The following is a 14,484-nucleotide window of genomic DNA, read 5'->3' on the forward strand; positions in this document are numbered from 1 at the left end:
TTCATCGCCTCTATTGTCTGGGCCGATCATGCTGGATCGGTAGCATGGCCTCACTCCCGCAGCACGGGACCCACCGAGAGCCAAAGGACCCAGACCATGACCACCATCTCCTCCCCCGCCCCCGCCTCCCTCGCCCTGTCTGACGCGCAGCTGGATGACGTGGCCGGCGGCATCAGCCTGGGCGGCGCCATCGGCCTGGGCGCGGGCATCATCGCGGGCGGCGTCCTGGTGGCGGCCACCGGCGGCCTGGCCGGCGGCATGATCGCGGGCATCATGGCCGGCATGACCGAGGCCACCTTCGCCACCATGGCCGCGGCCCCCACCGTGGGCGCCGTGGTGGGCGGGATCGTCGGCGCGGGTGCGGGCGGCGTGGTGGGCGAGCAGATCGGCTCCTCCCTCGGCTGAAACACGCCTTCGCCCCGCCTCCTCACGAGGCTTCTTCTTCCATTCCTCCCATCACACCCCTTTCGCAGGAACCATCCCCATGACGCAGATCACCTCCCCCGCCGCTGGCCTGGCCCTGACCGACGACCAGCTGGACGCCGCTTCGGGCGGCATCGGCCTGGGCACCTGGATTGGCGCGGGCGTCGGCCTCGTGGCCGGTGTGGCGCTGACCATCGCCACCGCGGGCGCCACCGCGCCGCTGCTGGCCGAGGCGGGCGTCACCATGGCCAGCATCATCGCCACCGGTGCCACCACCACCGCAGGCCTCACCGCCTCCGGCGCTCTCGTCGGAACCGCCGCTGGAGGGATCTGAAACCAGCACCAAAGGCCAATCCGAAGTGCCGCGCGGGCGATGGGTCCGCGCGGTTTCTCCTGTGTCCATACGGGAATTCCCGGCCTTGTGGCTCGCCTCATGATGGTTTGAAGACTGCCGGAGAATGGTTTCCCTTCCCGAATTGCATTGCGGCTCCGGCCATCCCTCGCGACTTTTCTCAGGGTGGTGGCGGTGAGCGCGTCCACTCTGTTCCGCGAGAAGGCGCTCGCGCGCCTCGCCGCGCCGGAGGAGCTGGAGCAGCGCATCCGCATCGTCCCGCCACTGGGCTGGGCGGCACTGCTGACCTGCGCGGTGCTGCTGGCGGCCGCCCTGGCCTGGGGCATCCTCGGTACCTACCGCATGACGGCAGCAGGGCAGGGCGTGCTGGTCCAGGCCAATGGCATGTTCGTTGGGATCAACGCCCCCAAGTCGGGCTGGCTGGAGCATCTGGCCGCCACGGGGGAGCGCGTCGAGCAGGGTGCGCTGATCGCGCGGCTGCGCGCGCCGGAGGAGGATGCGCGCGTCGCCGGGCTGGAGGAGCGGCTGCGAGAGCTGCACACCCAGGGCGAGGCGGTGCGCGCGCGCTACGCCGAACGCCTGTCGCAGGAAGAGCAGGCGGCGGCCACGCGCCGGCGCGGCCTGCAGGAAACGGCGGGCCTGACCGCAAGCCGCATCACCGAGCTGGAGAACCTGCTCCGCACGCGCGAGGGGCTGGCGGGCAGCGGCCTCGTCACCACGGAGCGCGTGGTGGACGTGCGCGAGCGGCTCTTCGCCGCGCGCGAGGCGCTGTCGCGCACCCGCACCGACCTGGATTCGCTGGAGGCGGGTCTGCTTTCGCTCCGCGCCCAGCGTGACGCGGAGGTGGAGGGCCTCGCGCGGCAGGAAGTGGAAGTGCAGGGGCAGCTGGACCAGGCGCGGCTGTCGCGCAGCCTCGCCACCGAGATCCGCGCCAGCGTCGCCGGGGAGGTGGTGATGACACCGGCCACGCGCTTCTCGCTGGTTTCCGCCGGGCAGCGACTGCTGGTGGTCGAGACCGGTGAGGAGACGCTGGAGGCGCTGCTCTTCGTTCCGGCCGACGCGGGCAAGCAGGTCCGCCCCGGCATGGAGGTGCGGCTTTCGCCCAGCACGGCGCGGCGTGAGGAATACGGCGCCCTGGTCGGCACGGTGCACAGCGTGTCGCCCGTGCCGGTGTCGCAGCAGGAGGTGGCGGACCTCCTCGCCAATCAGGACCTCGCGCGGCAACTGGCGGGGGACCGTGCGCCGCTGCTGGTGCGTGTCGCGCTGCGGCCAAGCCCGGCGCCGGGCTCTGCCAATCCCTATGCCTGGACCTCGAGCAAGGGCCGCGAGGTGACGGTGGAAAACGGCATGCTGGTGGCGGGCGACGTCACCGTGCGCGCCGCACCGCCGATCGAGCTCGTCATCCCCGCGCTGCGCCGGTGGACGGGGCTGTGACGCCCACCATTCTGCAGATGGAGGCGACCGAGTGCGGCGCCGCCTCCCTGGCCATGGTGCTGGCCCATCACGGGCGCTGGGTCCCGCTGGAAGAGATGCGCGTTGCCTGTGGCGTGTCGCGCGACGGCAGCCGCGCCAGCCACCTGCTGCGCGCCGCGCGGCGCTACGGGTTGGAGGCGAAAGGCTGGCGCGTCGAGCCCGAAGGTATCGCTGCGCACAGGCTGCCCGCCATCGCCTTCTGGGAGTTCAACCATTTCGTCGTGGTGGAGCGGCTGGAGCGGAACGGGGTGCGGATCATCGACCCCGCCTCCGGCCCGCGCCTCGTGCCGCATAACGAATTCGACTCCGCCTTCACTGGTGTGTTGCTGGTCTTCGAGCCAGGGCCGGATTTCGCACCGGGCGGGGCGAAGCCGCGTCCGCTCGCGGCCGCCCTGTCCCGCCTCGCCTCGGCGCGCGAAGGGCTTGCCTATCTCGCCATCGCTGCCGCGCTGGCTCTGCTGCCCGCGGTGGCGGTGCCCGCCGCGTCCAAGATCTTCGTGGATGACGTGCTGGTGCGCGGCTTCGAAGGATGGGTGAGGCCGCTGCTGCTCGGCCTCGCCTTCGCGGCGCTGCTGCGCGGTGGGCTCACCTGGCTGCAGGAACACGCGATGGCGCGGCAGGAACTGGCACTGGGCGCCGGGTTCGGGCTGCGCTTCTTCCGGCACATGCTGCGCCTGCCTACTGGGTTCTTTGCGCAGCGCTATGCAGGCGACCTCGCTTCCCGTGCCTCTGCTGCCTCGGAAACCGGGCATCGCGTGGGGGCGGAGGCGACGGCGCTGCTCGCCGCCGCCCTGGCCGTGCTGTTCCATCTCGGCCTCATGCTGCTCTACGACCCGGTGCTGACGATAGTCGGGGTCATGGTGGCGCTGCTGAACGCGCTGGTGGTGCAGGGCGTGGCGACGACGCAGCGCGAAGCGACGCGGCAGGTGGCACGCGAGGGGGCGCGCATGGCCGCTGTGTCCGTCGGCGGCATCCAGGCAATCGAGACGCTGAAGGCGGGTGGGCTGGAAGCGGATTTCTTCGGCCGCTGGGCTGGCCTGCAGGCGCGGCTGCTCAATGCGCGGCTGCGCCTGCAGCTTCCCGCCCTGGCGCTGGATCTTCTACCGACACTTCTCGCGGGTCTGGGGATGGCGGCCGTGCTGGGGCTCGGCGCGCTGCGCGCCATGGACGGCGCGATCACCATCGGGACGCTGGTCGCCTTCCAGGCGCTGCTTTCCGGCTTCTTCGGCCCGGTTCAGGCACTCACCGGCGCGACAGCGCGGCTGCGCGCCTTGCAGGGCGAGGTGGAGCGTGTGGAGGACGTGGCGGCGGCACAGCCCGATCCGCGTCTCCTGCCCGGAACCACTCCTTCCGGCCCGGCGGCGCGGCTGTCTGGACAGGTGGAGATGCGCGGACTCGCCTTCGGCTATTCGCCGCTGGAGGCGCCGCTGATCCAGGATTTCAGCCTGCACCTGGAGCCTGGGGCGCGCATCGCGCTGGTGGGCGCATCGGGAAGCGGGAAATCCACCATCGCGCGGCTCCTTGCCGGGCTTTATGACCACTGGGCGGGTGAGATCCTGCTGGATGGCCGCCCGGCCGCCTCGACCTCGCGCGATGCGGTGGCGGCATCGCTGGGATTCGTGGATCAGCAGGTCGCGCTGTTCCGCGGCACGGTGCGGGAGAATTTGACGCTGTGGGACGACACCATCCCCGAGGCGGATATCCTGGCCGCCGCGCGCGATGCCTGCCTGCACGAAGTCATCCTGGCGCGGCCCGGCGGCTATGACGGGACCGTGGCAGAAGGCGGCACGGATCTGTCGGGCGGGCAGGCGCAGCGCCTCGAGATCGCCCGCGCCCTGGTGCACCGGCCGAGCCTCCTGATCCTCGACGAGGCGACCTCCGCCCTCGATCCGGTGGTGGAGGCGCGGCTACTGGCAAATCTTCGTCGGCGGGGCTGCACCACGCTGGTGGTCGCGCATCGGCTTTCCACCATCCGAGATTGCGACGAGATCCTGGTGATGGAGCGCGGGCAGGTCGTGCAGCGCGGCGACCACGCGACGCTGATCGCACAGCCCGGCCCTTATGCCGAACTGGTGCGCGGGGCATGAGCGGGATCGCGCCCGAGGCGCCGCTTCACCCGGCAGGCACCGGCCCCTTCACCCCGACCGGGCCGCTGGTCATGGATGGCGGCGGGCTGTGGTTCGTCGTGGAAGCCGGCGCGCTGGAGCTGCGGCTGAGCCCGTCCGGCCAAGCCGGGCTTTCCGTGCCGCTGCTGCGCGTCGCGGCAGGCGGTGTCGCGCCGTGCCTGGGCAACGCGGAACATCCGGTGCGCGCCTGGCCGGAGCCGGGAACGCGGCTGCGCCCCGTGGCCCCGGAAGATGCGGAGGCAGCGCTGCTGCCCGCACTGGAGGCGTGGCTCTTCGCCCTGTTGCGCGTGGCCTCTCCAGCCCCTCCGCCCGAGCCCGCGCTTCCGGCGGAAGGCGAGGCATTGGCCGAGGCCACGCTGCTGCGCCCGCGCGAGGGCGTGGCTTGGGCGCTTGTTGAAGCCGGTCGGCTGGAAGAGCCGGACGCCGCCGGCCCCGCCATTGGTCCTGGCGAGGTCGCGCCCTTGCCGGCGGCTGGGCCGGGCATGCTCGGCCTTCCTGGAACGCGGCTGCGGTACCTGGACCGGTCTTCGCTCCTGGCCGGGGGACAGCTTCCGGCGGCGCTGGAGCGGTTCCACGCTGCCTGCCTCACGCGGCTCGCCGCTGCTTCCCAGCGAGAGGAAGAAAGCCTCAGCAGCCGCATCGCCGAGCGGGCACGCAGTGGCGATGCCCACGCCGCCGCGGCGGTGGCGATGCTGGCCGGGCAGGGGGGCAAGACGCAGGAGGTCGGCGAAGGCGAGGGGTTGCGTGACGCGCTGCAGCGCATCGCCCGCGCCCTGGGCGTCCCGGCGGAAGGCGCCGCACGTGCCCCCGAGCGGACGAAAGACCGGCACCGCGCCGTCCTGGCCGCTGCGGAGGGGTTCCGGCTTCGCGCGCGCCGCGTGCGGCTGGAGCCGGGATGGCGCCGCCGGGCGGAGGAGCCCTTCCTGGGTTTCCTGGCCGCCGATGGCAGTCCGTTGGCGCTGCTGCCCGGGGAGCGAAAGCCGGCCGAGGCAGAACTCGAACCCTTCGGCTACAGCCTGTCGCCAATGCTGCCGGACGTGAAGCTGGGCGCGCGGGCACTGCTGCGCCTGGGGTTGCTCGGTGGGCGGCGGGAGCTGACGACGATCCTTCTCGTTTCGCTGCTCGCGGGTCTTCTTGGGCTGGCCACGCCCTATGCGACCGGATTGCTCTTCGAGAGCATCATCCCGGCCAGCGCGCGCGGTGAGCTGGCGCAGATCCTGGCCGGGCTGGCGGCTGCGGCGGTGGGTGCCGGCGTGTTCGGCCTCGTGCGCGGATTTGCCCTGCTGCGCCTCGCCACCACGGTGAATGCGCGGCTGGAGGCCGCGATCTGGGACCGACTCCTGCGCCTGCCGGTTTCCTTCTTCCGGGGCCGGCAGGCGGCCGACCTCGCCATGCGCGCCGATGCGGTGAACCAGATGCGCGAGGCGGCGAGCGGCACGGTGGTCGGCACCGCCCTGGCGGCGCTGTTCGGTGCGCTGAATTTCGCGCTGCTGCTGCACTATAGCTGGCGCCTCGCCTTGGTCGCGCTCGGCCTCGCGCTGGTGCAGGCGCTGGTGATGGTGGCGGCCGCGCTGGTGCAGCTGCGGCTGCGGCGGCGCCTGCTGGATGCCTCGGGCCGTGTCCGCTCCCTGGCGCTGGAGCTGGTCGAGGGCATCTCCAAGCTACGCGTCGCGGCGGCTGAGGATCGGGGCTTCGCCCGCTTCGCGCTGGCCTTCGCGGAGGAGGCGCGGCTCGCGTTGCGCACCCGGCTGGTGTCGGGCGGCGTCTCGACCTTCGGCGCGCTCTGGGGAACTCTCTCCACCGGCGTGCTGATCGCGGCGGTCGGGCTGGGCTGGGCGCAGGTGGGGATTGGCGACTTCGTCGCCTTCAGCGCCGCCTTCGGCCAGTTCACCTCCGCCCTGCTGTCGCTTGCCGGGGTGCTGCCCTCTGTCCTGGCCCTCGTGCCGCTCTATGAGCGCGCCCGCCCCATCCTCGAGGCGGTGCCGGAGGATGCGGGGATGCGGGGCGACCCCGGGACGCTGCGCGGCGTGGTGGAGCTTCAGGGCGTCACCTTCCGCTACGCGCCGTGGCTTCCCCCGGCCCTGGACCAGGTGACCCTGCGCGCCGCTCCGGGCGAGACGGTGGCGCTGGTCGGGCCCTCCGGCTCCGGCAAGTCGACCGCGCTGCGCCTCCTGCTGGGTTTCGAGGCGCCAGAGGCCGGGGCCGTGTTCCTGGACGGACGCGACCTTGCCGGGCTCGATCCGCGCGCGGTGCGGCGGCAAATGGGCGTGGTGCTCCAGCGCGGGCGGGTGCTGGCCGGATCGCTGCTGGAGAATATCGCCGGCGGCGTGCCGATGAGCGCAGAGGAGGCGATGGCAGCGGCCCGCGCCGCCGGGCTGGAGCCGGACATCGCCGCCATGCCGATGGGGCTGCACACCATGCTGCCCGAGGGCGGCGGCACCTTGTCGGGTGGGCAGCGGCAGCGGCTGATGATCGCCCGCGCCCTGGCCCATCGCCCGCGTATCCTCCTGCTGGACGAGGCGACCAGCGCCCTCGATAACCCGACGCAGGAGGTGGTGACACGCAATCTGGAGGCGATGGGCGTAACCACCATCGTCGTCGCGCACCGCCTGTCCACCGTGCAGCGCGCCGCGCGCATCTACGTGATGGACGGGGGAAAGGTGGTGGAGGAAGGGCGGTTCGAGGAGCTGATGGAGGCCGGGGGCCTGTTCACCCGCCTCGCGGCGCGGCAGCTGGCCTGAGAGAATGAGGCGCCCGCCCTCCACGCAGTGCGCTTGGCATTCCGTTCGACACCAGGGGCGGACCCGCTATGCTCGAATGGAACCGCGGATGAGCAGGCGCCCATGGGCCGGATCCGATGCTCGCGCAGCTGGGGTGTCCGTCAGTCGCTCATCGTCGCGACGCTGAGCGGGTCCGCCCTGCTTGGCCGTGCGCGACTGCGCTTCTCGGGATCGGGGGTCAGCCTCGAGGTACTCAATCGCCGCGCCGAAGAGGTAGATGTCGCGATCGAGATCGCCGGGGATGCCGCGATCGGCCCGCGCAGCCTCCTGCTCGACGTGGATGGAAGTCTCCACGAGATCCCGGGCCTCTTCACCGTCGCTGCGCCGGTATGGAGTTCCTCCTCCGGTGCCGGGTCGCACGGCATCGGCAGTCACCTGCTGTGAGACGCGCCGTCTGGTCATTCTGGTCCAGGCCCTACCGTGCCTACTACCACCGCGCCTGGCATTCGGACGCGACGCACCTTTTGTCCTGGGCGCTCTCGGTGACCGAGGCGTCGCGCCGCTACCCGCTGACCTGCCTGCATGCCGACAGCGCCGGCGCCGAACTGCTTGTCGACCGGCTGGGGCTGCCCTTCCGGCAGGTCGAGCTGACGCTCGATGCTCTCGATGCGGAGGAGGATGTCGGGTGGTGGGTGCTCGGCAAGCTCAGCACCTACGCCGCGCAGACCGAGCCCTTCATCCATCTCGACGGCGACGTCATCCTGTGGAGGCCCCTCCCGCCACATGTCACGGCGGCCGCCGTCTTCGCGCAGAACCCGGAGCGCTTCAGCTTCGGCGACCAGTCCCTGTACCGGATCGACGCCTTCATGCAGGGCATCGCCAAGGGTGGCGGCTGGCTGCCTCCGCAGTGGGCGGAGTATGCGGGGCGACAGGCCAATCGGGCGATCTGCTGCGGGATCCTGGGCGGCAACGACGCGGCCCTGGTCGCCCGCTATGCGGAGCTGGCGATGGAGGTCATCCGCCACCCCTGCAACCGGCCGATCTTTCCGTCGCTCGGCGTGCGCGACAACATCCTGGTCGAGCAGTATTTCCTGGCTGCCTTCCTCGACTGGCAGAATCGCCAGGCGCCGGAAGCGGCGCCGCGGGTCGGCTTCCTGTTTCCCTCCTCGAACGATGCGTTCGACCCGCGCGAGGCCCAGAGCGTCGGCTACACCCACCTGATCGGCGACACCAAGGCCAATCCTGACGTCGCGGCGCGCCTCGCCGCCCGCGTCCGGCGCCAGAATCCGCGGTTGTACGAAGCCTGCATGATCGCCGCGGAGAGATGGTGAGGCCGGCTCAGCCTGCGCGGCCGGCGAACAGCTTCTTCTGGATCTCGACCCGCACCGCGTCCGCCATCTCCGTCGCCTCCTCCTTCAGTCGGGGGCAGATCACGAGGTCGAAGGACCTGCCTTCCTGCCGTGCCTCGAGGAAACGCCGGAATTCGGAAATGGCGCTGTCCAGCGTCTCGTTGCACCGGTCGAGCCGGCTGGTGAGTTCCTCCGACATGAAGATGCGCCGGGATTGCAGGAAGGCGCGGAATTCCTCCGCAAGCTGGCGCGCCTTCCGGTAGCCCGCCCAGTCGAGCATGTTGTGCAGGGCGGCATCGCGCTCCCGATGCTGATCACCTGTGAAGTTTCTGATGATACCCTTCTCCCAGATGAGAAGGGGGGCGGTTTCCAGGTACTCCTTCAGCTCACCCTCATTCATGCCGATCGCACTGGGGTGGACGCGCTGCGGGTCTGTGGCGGCGATGGTCGTGCTCAGCGCCGCCGACATCTTGCTCCATACTTCCGGGAGCACGACGAATTCCTGGTCGTGCAGCTTGGAGATCCGGTTCCGGATGATGTCGAGGTCCAGCTTGAGGCTGGTGATCTGCTGCTCGTGACGGAACTCGAGTTCCTTGAGCTGCCGACTGAAAAGGTGATCCACCCACGACTTGCCGAGGAACTTGACCGCCGCCCAGGCTACGCCCAGCGCGACCACGGCGTTGATGCCGAGCTGTGCAAGGAATGTCGTCAACATTCTCGCCCCGCCATAAGGAAAAGCGCCGCAGGGTAGCATCACCTGCCGCGACCAACCCCGAATTGTCGTTCGGCGAGGAGCGTGGGACTTATCGGTCCTTCGAGGTGGTCTGTTGCGCTGGACAACTCTTGGCGTGTCCCTACCCGCTTGCAGGGACCAGAAGCGGCCCGTTGGCCTCTGAAGCGACAGAGCCCTCGCCCTGTCCTGGGCGCGGGCATACTGTCTTAGGCAGCGGCCTGCCCGCGCCTCACGAAGCCCAGGCCGAGCAAACCCAGCGCCAGGAAGGCGAATCCCTCTGGAGCCGGTACGGCAATGGTGGTCTGGCCAGGAGAGGGGGGCACAGCTTCAAGACCGACCCCATAAGAACCGCCTGCATAAGGTGGGAAGCCGGCATCGCCGAACGGGGAGCTTCCCGGTAGGCCATCTTGCCCGCCCTGGTGCAAAGATTGGTCGGATTGCGACAAGCCTTCGCTGTCACTGGGGAATAGGAGGCTGAAGCCGAGGAGACGAACCGCCTCATCGATCCGCCAGGACCTGACTTGGATGTTTCCCTCCGCGTCGAAGTAGGACCCGCCGTAATTGATCCGGAGATCGAAGCTGCCCTTGGGCGCTTCCGTCATCGCCGCGAGCGGCCCTAAGGACTGGCTCATGTCGCGCCCTGGATTGGATATGTTGGGGTTTCCACTAACAGGGCTGCCGTGAGGGAATCCAACTGGCAGGCTCCCCCACGGTGCTGCCTGCGCAACGCCCGCCGCGATGCTGGGTGCTGTCAAAACTGATACCAGTGCAGCGATGCGGGCTGATCTCCAGGACATGAAACATCCCATTCATTTCTTAACGAGATTGCAACCCTAGCATTCCTAATGAGGGATTGTGCAAGGTATTAGACAAAAAGAGCCCTTGTGCCCGGGTCGGTCAGGTCTTCTAGTGGAGAGTGTTGAATTCACTTTCGAAATCGAAGCCAAGGCTTGCGCAAATTATGATGGAGCATGCTTTTTCCGACTCGCCACGCAGTTCTGGCGTGGGCTTGCGGTGGTGACGAATTGGCTCAGCGCGAACGCAGCAATTCTACTTCCACCAGATCGCCTGATGATTGATGCCGGCAGCTTTAGCTTGGTGGGGCGGGGCGGCTACAGCGCTTCGATCCAGCAGGCAGCAGCCCGTCTTGACGGTCCGAGCCCCAGCTCAAGGGTTTAGACCGCTCCGCTTCTTCGATCCGGTACTTATTCGTTTGTCATGCGGCCTGAGTATCCGCGCATCGCGTTCATGGGTGCACAACGCAAAACTGCGATGGCCACCAATACTCGCGGCCAAAGCCTGCGCTGGCCGAACCGCCTTGCAGAAGTTTCCCCGGCGTGGCTGACGACGCCTTCAGCCCACGCGCTGCAGCTTAATGCTCGCGGTGCATCACGCGGTTCTTGCCGGCGGCCTTGGCGCGGTAGCCCAACTCGTCCACCGCCTCCAGCGCGGCCGTAACGCTGAACGGCGCGGTGACGAAGGACACGGCCCCGATTGAGGCCGTCACGGCCCAGCCGCGCTCCTCCATGCGGGCCGCGATCTGGGTGCGCAGCCGCTCGCCGACCGCTTCCACCTCCCGCGCGGAGGGAAGCAGCGCCGCGAACTCATCGCCGCCGATCCGCGCAGGGGAACCGATTCCGCCCACCACTTCCTGCATCACCTCCGCCACCGCGCGAAGCACCTCATCCCCCGCGAGGTGACCATGCACGTCATTCACCCGCTTGAATCCGTCGAGGTCGAGGCCGATTAACGCGAAGCCCGCGCTTCCCGCCTGATGCTGCGCAATGGCGTGCTCCAGCTCCATCAGGAAGGCGGAGCGGTTAGCGAGGCCGGTCAGGCTGTCGGTCAGCGCGTAGGAGCGGATGCGCCGCATGGCACGGTGCAGTTCGAGCGTGGTGCCTACCGTCTCCGCCAGGCGAACCAACGCCTCCTTCTGGTCCGCGCTCAGGCTACGTGCCTCCCGGTCGATGACGCAGAGCGCGCCGAGGGCATGCCCCTCGGGGTTCACCAGCGGCACGCCCGCGTAGAAGCGGATGCCCATCTCCCCAGTGACGAGCGGGTTGTCGGCGAAGCGCTCGTCGCGGGTCGCATCCTCGACGATTAGGGGCTGCCCCGGCTCCAGGATGGCATGGGCGCAGAAGGACTGCTCCCGCGGGGTCTCGCTGACTGGGAGACCCACCTGCGCCTTGAACCACTGCCGCTCCTCCGCGACCAGCGACACGGCGGAGATGGGCGTGCCCGTGAGCCTGGCTGCGAACTTGACGAGGTTGTCCAGCGCCGTGTCGGCGCCGGTGTCGAGGATGTCATAGGAGCGCAGCGCAGCGAGGCGCTCCTGTTCACGGGCGGGGAGGGGGGCAGGCGGCATCTCGTTCCATCCAGCGCGCCCCGCGCAACGGCGCAAGGCGGGGGCGCAAGAAGCGGCAAGGATGCCCGGATGTCAGCCCAGGAAATCCACTTACCGGCGGGGCCTACATCACCTCGCGATGGGCGCGCTTCAAATCCTCGACGAAGCGTCCGTATTCGCGCTCGCGGCTGTCCGGGTCCGGCAGGCGCAGCAGGTAGGAGGGGTGCACGGTCGGGAACACCGGCAGCCCTTCCGGCGTCCGCATGATTTCGCCCCGTGCTTTGGTGACGGGGATGGCGCGCCCCATCATGGCGCGCAGCGCCGTGGCGCCCAGCGTGACGACGAGGCGCGGCGCGACGATCTCGATCTCGCGGCGCAGGAAGGGGCGGTAATGCGCGATGTCGCCCGCATCGGGGCTCTGGTGGATGCGGCGCCGCCCGGAGGGATTGAACTTGAAGTGCTTCACCGCATTGGTGAGGTAGCACTCGCCGCGCGTGATGCCGGCCTTCTCCAGCGCGCCGTCGAAGAGGCGTCCGGCCGGTCCCACGAAGGGGCGGCCCTTTAGATCCTCCTCGTCGCCTGGCTGCTCGCCGACAAAGAGAAGGGGCGGGTCGAGCGGACCCTCGCCGAACACGGCCTGGGTGGCCTGGGCGGCAAGCGGCGTTTCCCGGTCGGCCAGCACCTCGGCCTTCAGCGCGGCCAGCGCGGCCTCGCGGTCGCCCGCGGCGGCATCGAAGAGTTCCATCGCCTCCGAAACGCCGGAGGGCGCCCAGTGGATGAGGCGCTGCCGCCGCATGGAGGGCTCGGAGGCGCCGCGCGCGACCATGGCGGCGACGCGGGCAGGGGCTTCCTCCATCAGGCGCGGGATCTCGCGCGTTTCCGGCAGGTTGCGCCAGTAGCGCAGCGGCATCTCGGCGCGCATGGCGGCAGGCTTCAGCCGGGCCGGATTGAAGGTGCTGCCGTAATAGGCGCGCCAGAGTACCTCGCCCTCGCCCTCGGGCGGCACGTCCTCCCGCCTTCCGGGTGGTCCGAATTCGAGCGTCTCCCCGTCCCAATGGGCGGAGCCGTCGGGGGTCAGGATGGACCAGCGCATCCCCGCGAAGCGGCGCACGAAGAAGCCTGCCTCCGCCTCCAAGATGCGGTGCTCCGGCTCGAACCAGGCGAGGTGCCAGTCCTCCTCCGGATGCGGGCGGAAGCGAAGGAAGGCGTGCATTTTGTGCGCGTCGCGCCGTACCGCCTTGGCCATGAGGGAAAGCCGCAAGACCAGCGGGTCGGTCGCATGCTCCAGCAACTCGCGCTCCCCGTTCGCGATGCGCCACAAGGCGCGGTAGAGCAGGTCGTGTCGCTCCGCATCGCGATGACGCAGCACGGTTTCGGCCAGTTCGAGGAAATCGGGCGGGACGCGCGGCGGCGTGGCCCCCGTAGGTGGCAACTCGTCCGTGTCGGCGAAGAGCGAGCCATCCCAGCTCACCGCATCGGGCGGCACGCCCGCCGACAGCAGGGGCCGTGCGGCGTCGCGCCACGCATCCAGCCGCGTGGGGTGGGCCGGGCTGGCGGCGATCACAGCAGGGCCATCTGCCGTGGGGCGGCTTGCGTCTTCGACACGAGCAGTCCCCGCAGACCGGCCTGATCGAGCAGCGAACCCGGCGTGGAATCGGCCGTGACCAGGAAGGGACGCAGCTTCCGCAAGGGCAGCCGCAGCCGTGCGAGGGCGTCCCAGCGGATCGCGCCATGGCGGCGGGAGGCGATGATCCGGTCGACGCTGCGCACCCCGAGGCCGGGCACGCGCAGCAGCGCCTCGCGCGAGGCCTTGTTCACGTCCACCGGGAAGAAATGCCGGTTGCGCAGTGCCCAGGCCAGCTTGGGGTCGGCGTCCAGCGCCAGCATCGCGTCTGGGCCGGCCGGCACGATCTCGTCCAGGGAGAAGCCGTAGAAGCGCAGCAGCCAGTCGGACTGGTAGAGGCGGTGCTCGCGCAACAGGGGGGGCGGCGCGGGCGGCAGGGCGCGGGAGGCGTCGGGGATAGGCGAATAGGCGCTGTAATAGACGCGCCGTAGCCCATAGCTGCCGTAAAGCGTGCTGGCCGTGCCGAGAATGGCGCGGTCATCCGCCCCGTCCGCCCCCACCACCATCTGGGTGGACTGCCCGGCCGGGGCGAAGCGTGGGGCGCGCGCCTCCTCCTTCGCCTCCTCGATCCGGACACGCATCCGCGCCATGGAGCGGCGAATGCCGGCGAAGTCCTTCTCCGGCGCCAGTGCTTTGAGCGAATTTTCCTGCGGCAGTTCGATGTTGATGGACAGGCGATCGGCGTGGCGACCCGCCTCGGCCAGCAATTCCGGCGCGGCATCGGGAATGGTCTTGAGGTGGATGTAGCCGCGGAACCCGTGCTCCTCGCGCAGGCTGCGGGCCACGCGAACGAGCTGCTCCATCGTGTAGTCGGGCGAGCGGATGATGCCTGAGGACAGGAACAGCCCCTCGATCATGTTGCGCCGGTAGAAGCCGAGGGTGAGGTCCACGACCTCCTTCACCGTGAAGCGGGCGCGCGGCACGTTGGAGGAGGCACGGTTGATGCAATAGGCGCAGTCGAAGATGCAGGCATTGGTGAGCAGGATCTTCAGCAGCGACACGCAGCGCCCATCGGGCGTGTAGGCGTGGCAAATCCCCATCCCTTCGGAGGAGCCGATGCCCCCCTTCAGGCTGTCGCGCTTGGGCGCGGAGGAGGAGGCGCAGGAGGCATCGTATTTCGCCGCATCGGCCAGGATCTCGAGCTTCCGGCGGAGGTCCAGGGCGGCGTCGGGCATAGGGTTGATATGGGGCGGGGGCTTGGGCTGACAAGAACGGAAAGGCAACGCGCCAGGTCGCCCTGACCTAAGCTATTGCCCCGGCCCGGCTGCGCCGTTCCGGGTGAGTTTCGACTCGCACGGTGACGCATTCCCTGCCAGCCTCCGGCCCCAAGGGGTGAACCA

General features: G+C 69.7%; 12 protein-coding genes. 7 read left to right on the plus strand and 5 right to left on the minus strand.

All coding sequences use genetic code 11. The annotated features are described in order from the left end of the window. The first annotated feature begins 96 nt into the window (after positions 1-96). The 7 genes from JTJ31_RS13680 to JTJ31_RS13710 all read left to right on the plus strand — a co-directional run bounded on the left by JTJ31_RS13680 (position 97) and on the right by JTJ31_RS13710 (position 8,425). A complete protein-coding gene (locus JTJ31_RS13680; RefSeq protein WP_207539255.1) occupies positions 97-405 on the plus strand; it encodes a hypothetical protein in 309 nt (102 codons plus the stop codon). Between the two features lie 79 nt (positions 406-484). Beyond that, positions 485-757 (plus strand): hypothetical protein, encoded by a 273-nt coding sequence (locus JTJ31_RS13685; RefSeq protein ID WP_207539257.1) that lies wholly within the window; start codon positions 485-487, stop codon positions 755-757. 192 nt (positions 758-949) lie between these two features. Then, a complete protein-coding gene (locus JTJ31_RS13690) occupies positions 950-2,209 on the plus strand; it encodes an NHLP bacteriocin system secretion protein (protein WP_207539259.1) in 1,260 nt (419 codons plus the stop codon). Continuing rightward, positions 2,206-4,335, plus strand: a complete 2,130-nt coding sequence (locus JTJ31_RS13695; RefSeq protein ID WP_328805741.1) for an NHLP family bacteriocin export ABC transporter peptidase/permease/ATPase subunit — start codon at positions 2,206-2,208, stop codon at positions 4,333-4,335. The genes JTJ31_RS13690 and JTJ31_RS13695 overlap by 4 nt, the downstream gene beginning before the upstream one ends. After that, complete coding sequence (locus JTJ31_RS13700; RefSeq protein WP_207539260.1) at positions 4,332-7,115, plus strand: NHLP bacteriocin export ABC transporter permease/ATPase subunit; 2,784 nt, start codon at positions 4,332-4,334, stop codon at positions 7,113-7,115. Before JTJ31_RS13695 ends, JTJ31_RS13700 begins: the two co-directional genes overlap by 4 nt. Positions 7,116-7,217: 102 nt before the next feature. Then, the gene (locus tag JTJ31_RS13705) at positions 7,218-7,538 is read left to right on the plus strand and encodes a hypothetical protein (protein WP_207539262.1); all 321 of its coding nucleotides are present in this window, start codon (positions 7,218-7,220) and stop codon (positions 7,536-7,538) included. After that, the gene (locus JTJ31_RS13710; protein WP_207539264.1) at positions 7,535-8,425 is read left to right on the plus strand and encodes a DUF6734 family protein; all 891 of its coding nucleotides are present in this window, start codon (positions 7,535-7,537) and stop codon (positions 8,423-8,425) included. The genes JTJ31_RS13705 and JTJ31_RS13710 overlap by 4 nt, the downstream gene beginning before the upstream one ends. A 7-nt stretch (positions 8,426-8,432) precedes the next feature. Here the strand turns inward: JTJ31_RS13710 and JTJ31_RS13715 are convergent, their stop codons facing one another. The 5 genes from JTJ31_RS13715 to JTJ31_RS13735 all read right to left on the minus strand — a co-directional run bounded on the left by JTJ31_RS13715 (position 8,433) and on the right by JTJ31_RS13735 (position 14,319). Further along, complete coding sequence (locus tag JTJ31_RS13715; protein ID WP_207539265.1) at positions 8,433-9,158, minus strand: hypothetical protein; 726 nt, start codon at positions 9,156-9,158, stop codon at positions 8,433-8,435. Between the two features lie 224 nt (positions 9,159-9,382). Continuing rightward, positions 9,383-9,778 (minus strand): hypothetical protein, encoded by a 396-nt coding sequence (locus tag JTJ31_RS13720; protein WP_207539267.1) that lies wholly within the window; start codon positions 9,776-9,778, stop codon positions 9,383-9,385. 770 nt (positions 9,779-10,548) lie between these two features. After that, positions 10,549-11,541: a GGDEF domain-containing protein gene (locus JTJ31_RS13725; RefSeq protein ID WP_207539268.1), complete on the minus strand. Its 993-nt coding sequence runs from the start codon at positions 11,539-11,541 to the stop codon at positions 10,549-10,551. Positions 11,542-11,644: 103 nt separating this feature from the next. Beyond that, positions 11,645-13,084 (minus strand): UdgX family uracil-DNA binding protein, encoded by a 1,440-nt coding sequence (locus tag JTJ31_RS13730; protein WP_207539270.1) that lies wholly within the window; start codon positions 13,082-13,084, stop codon positions 11,645-11,647. After that, positions 13,081-14,319: a putative DNA modification/repair radical SAM protein gene (locus JTJ31_RS13735; RefSeq protein WP_207539272.1), complete on the minus strand. Its 1,239-nt coding sequence runs from the start codon at positions 14,317-14,319 to the stop codon at positions 13,081-13,083. Before JTJ31_RS13735 ends, JTJ31_RS13730 begins: the two co-directional genes overlap by 4 nt. Between the last annotated feature and the right edge of the window lie 165 nt (positions 14,320-14,484).

It is taken from the genome of Sabulicella rubraurantiaca, assembly GCF_017355885.1.
Classification (GTDB): Bacteria; Pseudomonadota; Alphaproteobacteria; order Acetobacterales; family Acetobacteraceae; genus Roseococcus; species Roseococcus rubraurantiacus.

Bases quoted from the DNA above. Each gene is read 5' to 3' on its own strand.
- JTJ31_RS13705 (WP_207539262.1), top strand. From the start codon at position 7,218: ATGGGCCGGATCCGATGCTCGCGCAGCTGGGGTGTCCGTCAGTCGCTC.
- JTJ31_RS13720 (WP_207539267.1), bottom strand. From the start codon at position 9,778: ATGACGGAAGCGCCCAAGGGCAGCTTCGATCTCCGGATCAATTACGGC.
- JTJ31_RS13725 (WP_207539268.1), bottom strand. From the start codon at position 11,541: ATGCCGCCTGCCCCCCTCCCCGCCCGTGAACAGGAGCGCCTCGCTGCG.
- JTJ31_RS13700 (WP_207539260.1), top strand. From the start codon at position 4,332: ATGAGCGGGATCGCGCCCGAGGCGCCGCTTCACCCGGCAGGCACCGGC.
- JTJ31_RS13715 (WP_207539265.1), bottom strand. From the start codon at position 9,158: ATGTTGACGACATTCCTTGCACAGCTCGGCATCAACGCCGTGGTCGCG.
- JTJ31_RS13680 (WP_207539255.1), top strand. From the start codon at position 97: ATGACCACCATCTCCTCCCCCGCCCCCGCCTCCCTCGCCCTGTCTGAC.
- JTJ31_RS13685 (WP_207539257.1), top strand. From the start codon at position 485: ATGACGCAGATCACCTCCCCCGCCGCTGGCCTGGCCCTGACCGACGAC.
- JTJ31_RS13735 (WP_207539272.1), bottom strand. From the start codon at position 14,319: ATGCCCGACGCCGCCCTGGACCTCCGCCGGAAGCTCGAGATCCTGGCC.